Raw genomic sequence first — 14,764 nt, 5'->3', positions numbered from 1 at the left:
AGCATGTGCATGCTCTCGGGCCGCCAACCGGGGGAGACATCAGCCCTCCTCGCACGTGCGCCCCACCACCATGCTGGTCGAGTAGCCGCGCCAGCGGCGTATCGAGACCCGACCGCGCACTCACACCGTTTCACGTGAAACGGCCACGCACCCTATGGCGCCAGCGACACCTCGGTCGGCTCGCCGATCTCCGCCAGGATGCGGTTCAGATCGTGGATCGTGGCGAAGTCGATGACCACCTGCCCCTTGCGGGCTCCCAGCGTCACCTTGACCCGCGTGTTCAACCGATCGCCGAGGTGGTCCGCCACCGTGCTGAGGTGCCCGGCGTGACCGCCCTGCTCCTCCTCCGGCTCGCGCGCGCTGGCCTTCGGAGCCTTCAGCTGCGCAGCAGCAGCCTCGGCGGCACGCACCGACAGGTCCTCGTTGACGATCTTGTCCGCGAGCCGGCGCATGAGCTCCGGCGTCTCCACGGACAGCACCGCACGCGCATGTCCCGCGCTGAGCACGCCGGCCGCCACCCGAGCCTGCACATCGGCGGGGAGCCGCAGCAGTCGCAGCGTGTTCGAGATCTGCGGCCGCGATCGCCCGAGGCGCGTCGCCAGCGCCTCCTGCGTGATGCCGAAGTCGCTCAGCAGCTGCTGGTAGGCCGACGCCTCCTCCAGCGGGTTGAGCTCGGCCCGGTGCAGGTTCTCCAAAAGCGCGTCCCGGAGCATGTTCTCATCGGCGGTGTCCTTGACCACCGCAGGGATCGTCTTGAGCCCGGCCGCCTTCGAGGCGCGGAACCGCCGCTCCCCCATCACGAGCTCGTACTTCGCGCCCTTGCGCCCGGTGACCGGCCGCACGACGATCGGCTGCAGCACCCCGAACTCGCGGATGCTGTGCACCAGCTCCGCCAGCTCGTCCTGATCGAAGACCGACCGGGGCTGCGCCGCGTTCGGAACGATCTCCGACAGCGACAGCTGCGCGAGTCGCGCGCCGGGAACCTGCAGCAGCTCGTCCTCGGCGTTCGCCGCACCGACCTGATCAGGGAAGAAGACGTCGACAGGCCGCGAACGGGTGTCGTCGCTGACCGGGATCAGGGCGCCGATGCCCCGGCCGAGTCCTGTGCGCTTGGTCGCCATCAGCGATCCTCTCCATCGTTCGTCGCCGCCGGGGTCTTCGGTACGCCGCGGCGCGCGATCTCCGCCGCCGCCTCGAGATACGCGAGCGAGCCCGACGACTGCGGGTCGTAGCTGATCACGCTCTGCCCGTAGGACGGCGCCTCCGAGATCCGCACGTTCCGAGGGATCACGGCGCGCAGCACCTCCTTCGGGAAGTGCTCGCGCACATCCGCCGCGACCTGGTTGGACAGGTTCGTCCGCCCGTCGAACATCGTCAGCAGGATCGTCGAGACCGCCAGGTTCGGATTGAGGTGCCGCTCGATCAGGTCGATGTTCTTCAGCAGCTGGCTGAGACCCTCGAGCGCGTAGTACTCGCACTGGATCGGGATCAGCACCTCGCGCGCCGCGACGAAGGCATTGATCGTCAGCAGCCCGAGCGACGGCGGGCAGTCGATGAAGACGTAGTCGAACGGCTCGTCCATCCCCTTGAGCATCCGGTCCAGCGCCCGGCGGAGCCGCTGCTCGCGCGCGACGAGGGAGACCAGCTCGATCTCGGCGCCGGCCAGGTGGATCGTCGCCGGAACTCCGTAGAGCGAGGCGAACTCCGGGCTCTTCTGCACGACGTCGGCCAGGGGCGTGTCGTTCACGATCACGTCGTAGACGCTCGCCGTCTCGGCCCGGTGCTCGATCCCGAGCGCCGTCGATGCATTGCCCTGCGGGTCCAGGTCGATGACCAGGACCTTCGCGTCGCCTCGAGCGAGCCCCGCGGCCAGATTGACGGTGGTCGTGGTCTTGCCGACGCCGCCCTTCTGGTTGGAGATCGTGATGACGCGGGTCGTCTCCGGCTTCGGCAGCGGCTGCGCGTTGAGCAGCGCGCGCCGACGCGTCATGTCCGCGATCTCGCGAGCGAGCGGAGTCGAGGCGTCGAAACCTCCGGTCAGTCCGGCGGGGTCGGATCGTTTCACGTGAAACCTTCGCTCAGCGGGTGGAAGTGGGGCAGCACCGAGGAACCGACAGTCGAGGATTCAGGGGATCGCGTGCGACGTCGTGGCGATCATCCCACTGTAGCTCGGACGACCCTCGTCACCTCGGAGAGCACGCCGTCGCCGAGCACCACGACCTCGGGCGGGGAGAGCCTGAAGCGGCGGATCTGCTTCGCCGCGGCCTCGATCTCCTTCTCGGCGTTGATGCCCTTCAGCAGGACGAGCTCGCCGCCCGGCCGCAGCAGCGGCGCCGTCAGCGGAATCAGCTTCGAGAGAGCGCTGACCGCTCGCGCCGTGACCTGATCCAGCGGCTCCGCCAGCCGGACCTCCTCGGCGCGGGCCCGCAGAACCGAGACATTCTCGAGTTCGAGCGCGTCGACCTGCTCCTGCAGCCACAGCACCCGGCGCTCCATCGGCTCGATCAGCACGAACCGGACGTCCGGCCGCACGATGCCCAGCACGACGCCGGGAAGGCCGGCACCACTCCCGACATCACCCACGAGCCCCGGACGCAGGAGAGGGGCCACCAGGGCGCTGTTGAGCACGTGCCGCGTCCACAGGCGCGGGAGCTCCAGCGGTCCGATGAGGCCGCGCTCCTCCCCCTCGCGGGCGAGCGCCTCCGTGAAGCGCCGCAGGACGGGCAGTCGCTCACCGGCGATCGCGGCGGCGGCAGCGGGCTCCGGCTCGAGGGTCGGCTCCACGGCGCTCAGCCGCGGGTGATGACGGTGTGGCGCTCGCGGGCCTCGCCGCGCGACTCCGACACGAAACCGCGCTCGCCGACCATGTCGTGGACCAGCTTGCGCTCGTAGGACGACATCGGGGGCAACGACGCCGACGTCGCGCCCTCCTCGATGCGCTCGATCGCGCGGTCGACCAGCTGGGCCAGCTCGGCCTCACGAGCGTCACGCGAGCCGCCGATGTCGAGGATGAGCCGCGAGAAGCCGCCCGTCTTCGTCTGCACCGCGAGGCGCGTGAGCTCCTGCAGCGCCTGGACCGCATCCGGGCGGGAGAGCACGCGCAGGTTGGTGTCGCCGGAGGCCGTGACCGACAGGTAGGCCCGGCCGTTGCGGACCTCGATGTCGATGTCGCCGTCGAGGTCGCAGATGTCGAGGAACTCCTCGATGTAGTCCGCGGCGACATCGCCCTCCTCCTCGAGCTGCGACAGCGTCGGAGCGGCACCGCCGTCGGCGGAGGAGGCCCGCGGAGCGAGCTCCTCGTCGGCCGGAGCCTGCGCGTCCGGGGCCGCCGGAGCACCGGTGAACATCTGCGTCGAATCGGTCATTCTGGGGGCCTACTTCTTTCCGGCTTGCTTCTTGGAGCGGTTCTTGCTGACGGGCTGCGCGCGCTGCACGACCTTCTTCTCGACGAGCGTGACGGTGCCGGCGTCGGTCGTCTCCTCGACGAGCTTGCCCTTGCGGCGCAGGCGCTCCTCGCGGGCCTTCGCGGCCTCGCTGCCGGGGGTCGGCATGTTCCGGATGACGATGAACTGCTGGACCATCGTCCAGATGTTCGAGGTCAGCCAGTAGAACATGACGCCGAGGGGGAAGGCGAAGCCCGAGAAGGCGAAGACGAGCGGGAGGATGTAGAGCAGGATCCGCTGCTGCTTGAACGTCGGCGAGGCCTTGGCCTCGGGCGACATGTTCTTCGAGACGATCTGCAGCTGGGTGATGAACTGCGAGGCGGTCATCAGGACCACCATGACGACGGCGATGACGACGACGAGCTCCTGGCCGCCCTCCGCGAGCGCACCCTGGATCGACTGGTGCAGCGGGGCGATGCCGAAGAGGTTGGCCTCACCGAACTGGCGGGCGAGGACGTCGTCCAGCGGGCCGACGCCGCGCTGGCTGTGCTGCGCCGAGTTCAGCACCGAGAACAGGCTGAAGAAGATCGGCATCTGGATCAGCAGCGGGAGGCACGAGGCGAGCGGGTTGGTGCCCGTCTTCTTGTAGAGCTCCATCGTCTCGCGGGACATCGCCTCGCGGGACAGCTGGTCGCGCTTGCCCTTGTACTTGTCCTGGATCTTCTTGAGCTGCGGCGCCACCTCCATCATGCGGCGCTGGCTCTTGATCTGCTTGACGAAGATCGGGATGAGCGCGGCGCGGATGACGAGGACCAGCCCCACGATCGACAGCACCCAGGTGATGCCGGCCGCCGCATCGAGGCCGGTGAAGGTCAGCAGCTGGTGGAAGGCGACGAGGAGCAGCTCGACCACCCACTTGAGGGGCCAGAGAATCGTGCCGAGGAGGTCCATGGGAGGGGGTCAGTCCTTTCGAGGGCCCGCGACGAACCCGAATCGCGTCACGGCGAAGCGGGTCCGGCCGGGAGCCGGTCGGTGCAGGGGGATAGAGGTCGGCACGTCGTCGACCCCGCCGGCCGCCCACGGGTGGCAGCGGAGGAGTCGGCGGGCACCGAGGACGGACCCGAGGACGAGCCCGTGGAGCTGGACCGCCTGGAGTGCGTAGGAGGAGCACGACGGGTAGTAGCGGCAGACGTCGCCGTACAGCGGCGAGATCACCGCCCGGTACACGACGAGCAGCAGGATGCCGATGTTGCGCGGCAGCAGGAGGAGGAACCAGCCCAGACGGGCGGTCCAGGAGGCCGCGGGCGACGATCCCGGAGCGGTGACGACCGGCGCGGTCGTCGACGGAGCGGCCGTCACCGGAGCGCCTCGCCCGTGCGGACGGCGCGCGCACGGGTGACGGCGGCGACCACGTCCTGCCGCAGCGCGGACCACGGAGCGTCGGCGCTGCCGGGCAGTGCCCGGACGACCACGTCGGTCCCGGACTCCAGCTGCGGCACGAGCTCGAAGGCGACGGCCTTGAGCCGGCGCCGCACGGTGTTCCGCTTCACGGCCGTCCCGACCGTCTTGGCCACGATGAAGCCGAACCGCACCGGTGCGTCGCCGGAGGACCTCCGGACATACGTGACGGTGTGCGGTCCCGTGGACCGCACACCGCGACGGACGACTGCCCGGTACTCGCCACCGAGGACGATGCGATGGGCTCTGGCCAGCACCGCTGGACGGAATCGCTAGGCGCTACGCCGAGAGCTCGGTGCGGCCCTTGGCGCGGCGAGCGCTCAGGATGCCACGACCGGCACGCGTGCGCATGCGCAGACGGAAGCCGTGCACCTTGGCGCGACGACGGTTGTTCGGCTGGAAGGTTCGCTTGCTCATAGTCAGATCTCCACGTACGGGTTCCGCGGTGCGAGCGGGGCTCCACGCCGATGGCGGGGGCTCCGGTTCGTCCGGGAAGAGGGGGTGCCCGGGTGCCGATCGGCCCGATCCGCGAGGACCGTGCTCCCGACGCCGGGCAGGCGTCAACTGACTTAAACTACGTCCTCCGCCGCCACCGGTCAAATGTGCGCCGGGCGAAACCTCGATTCTGCACACGGGACGCGGTGTTCCGCGCATTGACACGCGGGTGTCGCTGTGGTGGATTTGTCTCCCGTCGGCTCCGTTGGTTACGGTGTTGAGCCGCAGTTATCCACAGGCGCGAACCGCCCCCCTCCCGCGTGATCGCGGGGATCCGGCGAGGCCTGTGGAAGCGCCTGTGCAGGGATCGGGCCCCGGATCTCCGCTGGAACCGAGGGCCCGCCGTGACGGACGACAGCCCGAGGCGGCGGCCAGGATTTCGAGAGCGACCGAGGACCGGAGACAGATGCCTGACGACACGTCGATGATCGACGCGTGGAACGTGATCCGCGGCGAGCTGTCGCGGGACGAGCGCATCACCGCGCCGATGTACGGCTTCGTCTCGCTGGTGGAGCCCAAGGGCATCATGGCGGGCACCTTCTACCTCGAGGTCCCGAACGAGTTCACCCGCGGGATGCTCGAGCACCGGGTCCGCGTGCCGCTGCTCAGCGCGATCGGCGCCCTCGACGACTCCTTCGGCGTCTCGACCTTCGCCTTCGTGGTGAACCCCGACATCGAGCACGAGCCGATGAGCTCCCCGTCGTCCGACTCGCTGAACCCCTTCGAGCCGGTGACCGGCTCCTCCGCCACGGTCGCCCCGCCGGTGCGCGTCGTCGAGGAGCTGCGCACCGTGCCGGCGACCGACACCCGGCTGAACCCGAAGTACAGCTTCGACAACTTCGTCATCGGCGGCTCCAACCGCTTCGCGCACGCCGCCGCGGTCGCCGTGGCCGAGGCGCCGGCCAAGGCGTACAACCCGCTCTTCGTCTACGGCGACTCGGGCCTCGGCAAGACCCACCTCCTGCACGCCATCGGCCACTACGCGATGAGCCTCTACCCGGGCATCCGCGTGCGGTACGTGTCGAGCGAGGAGTTCACCAACGACTTCATCAACTCGATCGCGAACAACCGCGGCAACGCGTTCCACGGCCGGTACCGCAACGTCGACATCCTCCTGATCGACGACATCCAGTTCCTGCAGGGGAAGGCGGAGACGCAGGAGGCGTTCTTCCACACCTTCAACCAGCTGCACGACCACAACAAGCAGGTCGTGATCACGTCCGACCTGCCGCCGAAGGCGCTGACCGGCTTCGAGGACCGCATGCGCTCGCGGTTCGAGTGGGGCCTGATCACCGACGTGCAGGCGCCCGACCTCGAGACCCGCATCGCGATCCTCCGCAAGAAGGCCGTCAGCGAGAAGCTGCTCGTCCCGGACGACATCCTCGAGTTCATGGCGTCGAAGGTGTCCAGCAACATCCGCGAGCTGGAGGGGACGCTGATCCGCGTCACCGCGTTCGCGAGCCTCAACCGCACCCCGGTGGACATGGCGCTGGTGCAGACGGTGCTGAAGGACCTGATCACGCTCGACGAGGACAACGTCATCTCGCCGGTCGACATCATCAATCACACCGCGGACTACTTCAAGCTCACGGTCGACGACCTCTACGGCTCGTCGCGCTCCCAGGCCGTCGCCACCGCCCGTCAGATCGCGATGTACCTCTGCCGCGAGCTGACCAACCTCTCGCTGCCCAAGATCGGCCAGCTGTTCGGCAACCGCGACCACACCACCGTCATGTACGCGAACAAGAAGATCTCGGAGCTCATGAAGGAGCGCCGCAGCATCTACAACCAGGTCACCGAGCTGACCACCCGCATCAAGACCAACCGCTGACGGCCCGCCGCCGGCTGCTCCCTCTCTCTCTCTGGTCGAGCAGCCGCGCAGCGGCCCCCACACGGCGGCGGAGCAGCCGCACACATGCTGGTCGAGTAGCCGCACAGCGGCGTATCGAGACCCACCCTCCCGGTGACGCCGGATCTCGATACGCGACCTCCGGCCGCTACTCGATCAGCATGAGGCGCCCACCGCTCCCCTCTCTCCGCCGCCCTTGCATGCTGGTCGAGTAGCCGCGCAGCGGCGTATCGAGACCCACCCCTCCCGGTGACGCCGTCTCCCACTACGCCCCCTCACCACCCCGCCACGCCCGCCCTCGTTCGCCACATCGAACGATTCCGGTCGATTTCCACACGTGTGAGCAACCTGTGGATAACTGTGGACAACCGCCCTCGATCTGTGTGCTCCGAGCACCCGCCTGTGCACTCCGGACGACTCGGTCGAATCCCTCCACAGCCCGTCCACGACCGCGCTCACACTCCGTCCACAGCTCGACCCCCTCCGCATCGCAGTCGTGAGTAGGGCTCCCGGACGTTTTCCACAGTTTCCACACGTGTTAACACTGTTAACGCAGTTCTCTCTTTAATCAGGGGCGGACCGGCAACCTCTCCACAGGGCTCGGCTGCGCCGGGAGGGCGCCGTGCTTCCGGGCACGTCGAAGCTGACGAGTACGATGGGCGTCGGTCTTCGTCCACGACTCGTCAGGGGTGTTCTCGTGAGGTTCCAAGCCAACCGCGATGTCTTCAGCGAGGCGGTGTCGTTCGCGGTCAAGCTGCTGCCGCAGCGCACGACCCTGCCGATCCTCTCGGGCATCCTCATCGAGGCGACCGCCGAGGGCCTCACGCTCTCCTCGTTCGACTACGAGGTCTCCGCGCAGACGCAGATCGCCGCCGACGTCGAGGAGACCGGCACGGTCCTCGTCTCCGGCCGGCTGCTCGCCGACATCGCCAACCGCCTCCCCAACGCCCCGGTGCGCGTCGCGACGGAGGAGTCGCGCGTCTCGGTCTCGGCCGGCTCCGCGCACTTCACGCTCCTGCAGATGCCCGTGGAGGAGTACCCGAGCATCCCCGAGATCGACGCCTCCACCGGCCTCGTCCCCGCGGACGCCTTCTCCGCCGCGATCTCGCAGGTCGCCGTCGCCGCCTCCCGCGACGACGTCACCCCCGTGATCACCGGCGTGCAGCTCGAGATCACCGAGAACACCATCGGCCTCGTCGCGACCGACCGCTACCGCGTCGCCGTCCGCGAGATCGACTGGGACAACGGCGACAACGCCGCTCCCAGCCAGCCGCTGACCGCGCTGGTCCCCGCGCGCACCCTGCAGGAGGTCGGCAAGACCTTCAGCCACTCCGGCACCGTCTCGGTCGCGATCACCCAGCGCGACGAGCGCGAGCTGATCGCCTTCACCGCCGATCGCAAGACCGTCACGTCGCTCCTGATCAAGGGCAACTTCCCGCCCGTGAAGCGCCTCTTCCCCGCCTCCGTCGAGAACTACGCCGTGATGGCGACGAGCGACCTCATCGAGGCCACCCGCCGCGTCTCGCTCGTCCTCGAGCGCGAGGCCGCCCTTCGCTTCAGCTTCAGCAGCGACGGGCTCACCCTCGAGGCCATCGGCTCCGAGCAGGCGCAGGCGTCCGAGAGCATCGACGCCATCGTCACCGGCGTCGACGTCGTCGTGTCGCTGAAGCCGCAGTTCCTGCTCGACGGCCTCGCCGCCGTGCACTCGGAGTTCGTGCGCATCGCGTTCACGAAGACCGAGAACCCCAACAAGCCCGGACCGGTCCTGATCACGGCGCAGACCTCGCGCGAGCAGCCCGGGAGCGACAGCTACCGCTACCTGCTCCAGCCGAACCTGCTCCTGCGCTGACCGCTCCTCCCCGATCGCAGCGCCGCGACCGCCCTGCTCCCGACGAGCACCCGCCCGCCGGACATCGAATCCCAGGAAGGTTCACCATGCACATCGGACTCGTCGGACTCGGCAAGATGGGCGACAACATGCGCTCCCGCCTGCGGGAGAAGGGCGTCGAGGTCACCGGCTACGACCGCAACCCGGACGTCTCGGACGCCGCCTCGCTCGACGAGATGATCGCCGCCCTCCCCGCGCCGCGCGTCGTCTGGGTCATGGTCCCGGCCGGCGCCATCACGGACGCCGTCGTCACCGACCTGTCCGAGAAGCTCAGCGAGGGCGACCTGGTCATCGACGGCGGCAACTCCCGCTTCACCGAGGACTTCAAGCACGACGCGCTGCTCAAGCCCAAGGGCATCCACTACATCGACGCCGGCGTCTCCGGCGGGGTCTGGGGCCTCGAGAACGGCTACGGCCTGATGGTCGGCGGCCCGAAGGAGCTCGTCGAGTACGCGATGCCCGTCTTCGACGCGCTGCGCCCCGAGGGCCCCCGCGAGGAGGGCTTCGTCCACGTCGGCGAGGTCGGCGCCGGCCACTACGCGAAGATGGTGCACAACGGCATCGAGTACGCGCTGATGCAGGCGTTCGCCGAGGGCTACGAGCTCCTCGACACCCGCAAGGACATCATCAAGGACGTCACCGGCACCTTCAAGGCGTGGCAGCGCGGCACGGTCGTCCGCTCCTGGCTCCTCGAGCTGCTCGTCCGAGCGCTCGAGCAGGACCCGGAGTTCGAGCACATCGAGGGCTACGTCCAGGACTCCGGTGAGGGCCGCTGGACGATCGAGGAGGCCATCAACAACGCCGTCCCCGTCCCCACGATCAGCGCCTCGATCTTCGCGCGGTTCGTCTCCCGCCAGGAGGACTCCCCCGCCATGAAGGCGGTCGCGGCGCTCCGCAACCAGTTCGGCGGGCACTCCGTCAAGGCGGTCGACTGAGTCGACCGGTTGAGGACCGCCGAGGCGGTCCTCAACGGCGGTCGGCTTCTCGAAGCCGTGGCGTCATGCAGAGCCGGTCGCGGACGGCGACCTGCGGCCCGCCGCGACCATGACGCAGGGATGCTGTCATGGCCGCGGCGGGCCTCCGGCCGCCTTCACCTTGCGCGGGGAGCGCTCCATGCTGGTCGAGTAGCCGCGGAGCCGCGTATCGAGACCCGCTGTCGTCAGCACGGCCGGCTCATGCTGGTCGAGTAGCCGCGCAGGGGCGTATCGAGACCACCGTCGTCAGCACGGTGGGTCTGCAGACTCGTCGTCCGACGCGGGTGGATCTCGATACGCCCGCTCCACGGGCTACTCGATCAGCAAGGCTCCGTCGCGGTGCACGGCCGCCGCATGCTGGTCGAGTAGCCGCGGAGCGGCGTATCGAGACCCCGCGTCGGCAGGTGCCGCATCGGGCAGAGTGGACACGGAGGAGGTGAGCGCGTGCAGGTGACGCAGCTGGCGTTGAGCGACTTCCGCAACTACGCCTCCGTGGACGTCGCGCTCGCACCCGGCCCCAACCTCTTCGTGGGGCGCAACGGCCAGGGCAAGACGAACCTGGTCGAGTCGCTCGGCTACCTCTCCACCCTCGGTTCGCACCGGGTGTCGACCGATCAGGCGCTGATCCGCGCGGGGCGGGACAGCGCGGTGATCCGCGCACGCCTCCGCAACGGCGACCGCGACCTGCTCGCCGAGGTGCAGATCAACCGCTCCTCGGCCAACCGCGCGCAGATCAACCGCGGCGGCATCAAGCCGCGCGAGCTGCCCCGCTTCTTCTCGAGCGTCCTCTTCGCGCCGGAGGACCTCCTCCTCATCCGCGGCGACCCGTCCGCGCGGCGCCGCTTCCTCGATCAGCTGGTCGTCCTCCGCTCCCCGCGCATGAGCGCCGTGCAGGCGGACTACGAGCGGGTGCTCCGCCAGCGCAACTCCCTCCTCAAGTCCGCGCGGGCGAGCGGCGTCCGCGATCCCGCGAAGCTCGGGACGCTCGACATCTGGGACGAGCGCCTCGTCGCCCTCGGCACCGAGATCATCCAGTCGCGGCTGACCCTGGTCGACGAGCTGAGCGGCCCGGTCCGAGCCGCGTACGAGGCGGTCGCCGGAGCGGACCAGCGCCCGGTGCTCCGCTCGCGCCTGAGCATCGAGGGAGCGGTCGACGACGACGACGAGCCCGTCGCGACGGCCGAGGCGTCCGCGGCGCCGGCGGAGCTGGCCGCGACCTTCTCCGCGGCCCTGCTCTCCGTGCGCCGCCGCGAGCTCGACCGCGGGATCTCGCTGGTCGGGCCGCACCGCGACGACGTCCAGTTCGAGCTCAACGACCTCCCGGCGAAGGGCTACGCCAGCCACGGCGAGAGCTGGTCGTTCGCTCTGGCGCTCAAGCTCGGCGCGGCCGAGCTGCTCCGGCGCGACTCCCCCATGGGCGACCCCGTGCTGATGCTCGACGACGTCTTCGCCGAGCTCGACGCCCGCCGGCGCGAGCGGCTCGCCGCCGTGGTCGCCGACTACGAGCAGGTGCTGATCACGGCCGCCGTCTTCGACGACGTGCCCGCGGCGCTGGCGGCGCACACGGTCCGGATCGAGGCGGGCCGCATCGTCGAGTCCGACGCGGTCGTGGTCCCGGAGACGCCCCTGACGGCTCCGGCCGAGACCGCGTCCGCTCCGGCGGAGCCCGTCGACACGGACGCGTCCCCCGCGCCGGACGACAGCGCGGACGACGCCCCGGAGCCCGACCGTGGCTGACTCCCCCCGCCGCGGCGCTCCCTCCCCCGCTCCCGACTCCGAGGCGGCGCGCGTCTACCAGCACCTCAAGGAGGTCTTCGGCGGTGACGCCCCCCGCCGGGTGCGCAAGACCGTCGACCGCGCCGAGCCCAAGGGCGACGCGGCCCCGTTCGGCGGGGGCCGCGATCCGCACGACCTCGGCGACGTGCTCTCCTCCCTCACGGTGAAGCTCGGCTGGACCGCTCCCCTCGCCCAGGGCGATCTGATGTCGTCCTGGACGGCCATCGCCGGCGAGGAGACGGCGAAGCACTCCACTCCGGTCGGCGTGGTGGACGGCGTGCTCACGGTGGCGTGCGAGTCGACGGCCTGGTCGACGCAGCTGCGTCTGATGCGGATCGAGATCATGAACCACATCGCGGTGAACCACCCGGACGCGGGGATCACCGCGATCCGTTTCCAGGGGCCCGACGTCCCGAACTGGAAAAAGGGCCCCAGGTCGATTCCAGGGCGTGGTCCGCGCGATACCTACGGCTGAGGACGCATTTTCGGTCGACCCCGGAGAAATCGTTCGTCAGATCGCCACTGAGCGCCGCGCGACCGGCCGCCGCGCGGTAGAATGGAGGGCCGCCGAACCGCAGCGTCGACCCCGTGCGCGAGATCTCCAGATCCGCCTGCGCGCCGCGACGGACCGTCAGAGGAGAACTCCACAGCTATGACACCCGAGCCGACCGACTCCACGTCAGCCCCCGCAGCGAACGACCTGGACGCGAACGGCTCCACCGGCCCCTCCGCTGCTCCCGAGACCGCCGGGACGGAGGCGTCGCACTCCTCGGGGATGTCGACGAAGTCCTCCGGCGACTACGGCGCGAACCAGATCCAGGTCCTCGAGGGCCTCGAGGCGGTCCGCAAGCGCCCCGGCATGTACATCGGCTCGACGGGCCCGCGCGGTCTGCACCACCTGGTCTACGAGATCGTCGACAACGCCGTCGACGAGGCGCTCGCGGGCTACTGCGACAACATCGAGGTCGTCGTGCGCGCCGACGGCGGCCTGACCGTCGTCGACAACGGCCGCGGCATCCCGGTCGACATGCACCCCACCGAGGGCATCTCCACCGTCGAGCTCGTCCTCACCGTGCTGCACGCCGGCGGCAAGTTCGGCGGCGGCGGCTACGCCGTCTCCGGTGGTCTGCACGGCGTCGGCTCGTCCGTCGTCAACGCGCTCTCCACCCGCCTCGAGGTCGAGGTGAAGCGTCAGGGCGCCTCCTACAGCATGACCTTCGCGGACGGAGTCCCGGAGGCGCCGCTCGCGAAGGGCGAGCCCAGCGACGAGACCGGCACCACCATCACCTTCTGGCCGAACGCCGAGATCTTCGAGACCGTCGAGTTCGACTACGAGACCCTCCGCGCCCGGTTCCAGCAGATGGCGTTCCTCAACAAGGGGCTCCGGATCGCGCTGACCGACGAGAAGGAGATCGAGTTCGATGGCGAGGGCGAGAACGAGACCTCCGGTGCCCGCAGCGACGTCTTCCTTTACGAGAAGGGCCTCGTCGACTACGTCGAGTACATCAACTCGCTGAAGAAGTCCGATCTCGTGCACTCCGAGATCATCGACTTCGAGTCCGAGGACACCGAGCGCCGCATCTCGCTCGAGGTCGCGATGCAGTGGACGACGGCGTACACCGAGAGCGTGCACACCTACGCGAACACGATCAACACCCACGAGGGCGGCACGCACGAGGAGGGGTTCCGCGCGGCGCTGACGACGCTCGTCAACAAGTACGCGCGCGCGAACAACCTGCTCAAGGACAAGGACGAGAACCTCTCGGGGGACGACATCCGCGAGGGCCTCACCGCCGTCGTGTCGATCAAGCTCGGCGAGCCGCAGTTCGAGGGCCAGACCAAGACCAAGCTCGGCAACACCGAGGCCAAGGCGTTCGTGCAGCGAGTCGCCGGCGAGCAGCTCGCCGACTGGTTCGACCGCAACCCCAACCAGGCCAAGGACATCATCCGGAAGGCGATCCAGGCGGCCTCCGCGCGGATGGCCGCCCGCAAGGCCCGCGAGACCGCCCGCCGCAAGGGCCTGCTCGAGGGCGGCGGCATGCCGGGCAAGCTCAAGGACTGCCAGTCGAAGGACCCGTCGATCTCCGAGATCTTCATCGTCGAGGGCGACTCGGCAGGCGGCTCCGCCGTCCAGGGCCGGAACCCCGAGACCCAGGCGATCCTCCCCCTCCGCGGCAAGATCCTCAACGTCGAGAAGGCGCGCCTCGACCGCGCCCTCGGCAACAACGAGGTCCAGGCGATGATCACGGCCTTCGGAGCCGGCATCGGCGAGGACTTCAACCCCGACAAGGCGCGGTACCACAAGATCATCCTGATGGCCGACGCCGACGTCGACGGCCAGCACATCACGACGCTGCTGCTGACGCTGCTGTTCCGCTACATGCGCCCGCTGATCGACCTCGGCTACGTCTACCTCGCGCAGCCGCCGCTCTACCGCCTCAAGTGGTCGAACTCGCCGCACGAGTACGTCTACAGCGACCGCGAGCGCGACGCGCTGCTCGCGCACGGCGCCGCGTCGAACAAGCGCATGCCCAAGGAGAACGGGATCCAGCGCTACAAGGGTCTCGGCGAGATGGACTACAAGGAGCTGTGGGAGACCACGATGGACCCCGCCACGCGGACCCTCCTCCAGGTCACCCTCGACGACGCGGCCGCCGCCGACGAGATCTTCTCGACCCTGATGGGCGAGGACGTCGAGTCCCGCCGCTCCTTCATTCAAAAAAACGCCAAGGACGTGCGTTTTCTCGACATCTGATCGGTTATCGCGCCGCGATAACCGACAGATGTCGAGGTCGAGTAGGCCGCAGGCCGTATCGAGACCCGCGCGCCACCAAGCGCTACCTCGCACCACCTCGCACCACCGCATCATAAGAACTGAACTGACACCCAGCGCGACCCGCCCCCGTCACGACCCGGCGCCCGGACCCACCTGAGAAGACAG

At 69.3% G+C, this 14,764-nt stretch carries 14 protein-coding genes; 6 read left to right on the top strand and 8 right to left on the bottom strand.

What is annotated here, in order from left to right:
- Positions 1 to 152: 152 nt before the first annotated feature.
- From EDF17_RS14200 to rpmH, 8 genes are all read right to left on the bottom strand, one after another.
- A complete protein-coding gene (locus tag EDF17_RS14200; RefSeq protein ID WP_123447265.1) occupies positions 153 to 1,121 on the bottom strand; it encodes a ParB/RepB/Spo0J family partition protein in 969 nt (322 codons plus the stop codon).
- A complete protein-coding gene (locus EDF17_RS14195; protein WP_123447537.1) occupies positions 1,121 to 1,990 on the bottom strand; it encodes a ParA family protein in 870 nt (289 codons plus the stop codon). Before EDF17_RS14195 ends, EDF17_RS14200 begins: the two co-directional genes overlap by 1 nt.
- Positions 1,991 to 2,154: 164 nt before the next feature.
- Positions 2,155 to 2,784, bottom strand: coding sequence for a 16S rRNA (guanine(527)-N(7))-methyltransferase RsmG (gene rsmG / locus EDF17_RS14190; RefSeq protein ID WP_123447264.1), 630 nt, complete (start codon positions 2,782 to 2,784; stop codon positions 2,155 to 2,157).
- A gap of 5 nt (positions 2,785 to 2,789) precedes the next feature.
- Positions 2,790 to 3,365 carry a R3H domain-containing nucleic acid-binding protein gene (locus EDF17_RS14185; RefSeq protein WP_243732904.1) on the bottom strand — a complete coding sequence of 192 codons (576 nt, stop codon included), beginning with the start codon at positions 3,363 to 3,365 and terminating at the stop codon, positions 2,790 to 2,792.
- A gap of 9 nt (positions 3,366 to 3,374) precedes the next feature.
- The gene (yidC, locus tag EDF17_RS14180; protein ID WP_123447263.1) at positions 3,375 to 4,334 is read right to left on the bottom strand and encodes a membrane protein insertase YidC; all 960 of its coding nucleotides are present in this window, start codon (positions 4,332 to 4,334) and stop codon (positions 3,375 to 3,377) included.
- A gap of 9 nt (positions 4,335 to 4,343) precedes the next feature.
- On the bottom strand, positions 4,344 to 4,664 hold the full coding sequence (gene yidD, locus EDF17_RS14175; protein WP_123447535.1) for a membrane protein insertion efficiency factor YidD: 321 nt from the start codon (positions 4,662 to 4,664) through the stop codon (positions 4,344 to 4,346).
- Positions 4,665 to 4,738: 74 nt separating this feature from the next.
- The gene (rnpA, locus tag EDF17_RS14170) at positions 4,739 to 5,098 is read right to left on the bottom strand and encodes a ribonuclease P protein component (protein WP_123447262.1); all 360 of its coding nucleotides are present in this window, start codon (positions 5,096 to 5,098) and stop codon (positions 4,739 to 4,741) included.
- Between the two features lie 22 nt (positions 5,099 to 5,120).
- Complete coding sequence (gene rpmH / locus EDF17_RS14165; RefSeq protein ID WP_055784512.1) at positions 5,121 to 5,258, bottom strand: 50S ribosomal protein L34; 138 nt, start codon at positions 5,256 to 5,258, stop codon at positions 5,121 to 5,123.
- A 484-nt stretch (positions 5,259 to 5,742) separates the two neighbouring features.
- Between rpmH and dnaA the strand changes: the two genes are divergently transcribed.
- From dnaA to gyrB, 6 genes are all read left to right on the top strand, one after another.
- Entirely contained in the window at positions 5,743 to 7,167 is a 1,425-nt protein-coding gene (dnaA, locus tag EDF17_RS14160; RefSeq protein ID WP_123447261.1) for a chromosomal replication initiator protein DnaA, read from the top strand.
- A gap of 715 nt (positions 7,168 to 7,882) precedes the next feature.
- Positions 7,883 to 9,034: a DNA polymerase III subunit beta gene (gene dnaN / locus EDF17_RS14155; RefSeq protein WP_123447260.1), complete on the top strand. Its 1,152-nt coding sequence runs from the start codon at positions 7,883 to 7,885 to the stop codon at positions 9,032 to 9,034.
- A gap of 86 nt (positions 9,035 to 9,120) precedes the next feature.
- Entirely contained in the window at positions 9,121 to 10,008 is an 888-nt protein-coding gene (gene gnd, locus EDF17_RS14150) for a phosphogluconate dehydrogenase (NAD(+)-dependent, decarboxylating) (protein WP_123447259.1), read from the top strand.
- Positions 10,009 to 10,491: 483 nt separating this feature from the next.
- The gene (recF, locus tag EDF17_RS14145) at positions 10,492 to 11,784 is read left to right on the top strand and encodes a DNA replication/repair protein RecF (RefSeq protein ID WP_123447258.1); all 1,293 of its coding nucleotides are present in this window, start codon (positions 10,492 to 10,494) and stop codon (positions 11,782 to 11,784) included.
- The gene (locus tag EDF17_RS14140) at positions 11,777 to 12,298 is read left to right on the top strand and encodes a DciA family protein (protein WP_123447257.1); all 522 of its coding nucleotides are present in this window, start codon (positions 11,777 to 11,779) and stop codon (positions 12,296 to 12,298) included. Before recF ends, EDF17_RS14140 begins: the two co-directional genes overlap by 8 nt.
- 300 nt (positions 12,299 to 12,598) lie before the next feature.
- A complete protein-coding gene (gene gyrB / locus EDF17_RS14135) occupies positions 12,599 to 14,578 on the top strand; it encodes a DNA topoisomerase (ATP-hydrolyzing) subunit B (RefSeq protein ID WP_123447534.1) in 1,980 nt (659 codons plus the stop codon).
- The last annotated feature ends 186 nt before the right edge of the window (positions 14,579 to 14,764 follow it).

The sequence above is a fragment of the Rathayibacter sp. PhB1 genome (assembly GCF_004362935.1).
Lineage (GTDB): Bacteria > Actinomycetota > Actinomycetes > Actinomycetales > Microbacteriaceae > Rathayibacter > Rathayibacter festucae.
The sequence above is the reverse complement of the archived record's forward strand: the minus strand, read 5'-3'. Positions and strand labels throughout refer to the sequence as shown.

Coding starts and splice junctions, on each gene's coding strand:
- EDF17_RS14200 (WP_123447265.1), bottom strand. CDS start 1,121: ATGGCGACCAAGCGCACAGGACTCGGCCGGGGCATCGGCGCCCTGATC.
- EDF17_RS14195 (WP_123447537.1), bottom strand. CDS start 1,990: ATGACGCGTCGGCGCGCGCTGCTCAACGCGCAGCCGCTGCCGAAGCCG.
- EDF17_RS14185 (WP_243732904.1), bottom strand. CDS start 3,365: ATGACCGATTCGACGCAGATGTTCACCGGTGCTCCGGCGGCCCCGGAC.
- yidC (WP_123447263.1), bottom strand. CDS start 4,334: ATGGACCTCCTCGGCACGATTCTCTGGCCCCTCAAGTGGGTGGTCGAG.
- rpmH (WP_055784512.1), bottom strand. CDS start 5,258: ATGAGCAAGCGAACCTTCCAGCCGAACAACCGTCGTCGCGCCAAGGTG.
- dnaA (WP_123447261.1), top strand. CDS start 5,743: ATGCCTGACGACACGTCGATGATCGACGCGTGGAACGTGATCCGCGGC.
- gnd (WP_123447259.1), top strand. CDS start 9,121: ATGCACATCGGACTCGTCGGACTCGGCAAGATGGGCGACAACATGCGC.
- gyrB (WP_123447534.1), top strand. CDS start 12,599: ATGTCGACGAAGTCCTCCGGCGACTACGGCGCGAACCAGATCCAGGTC.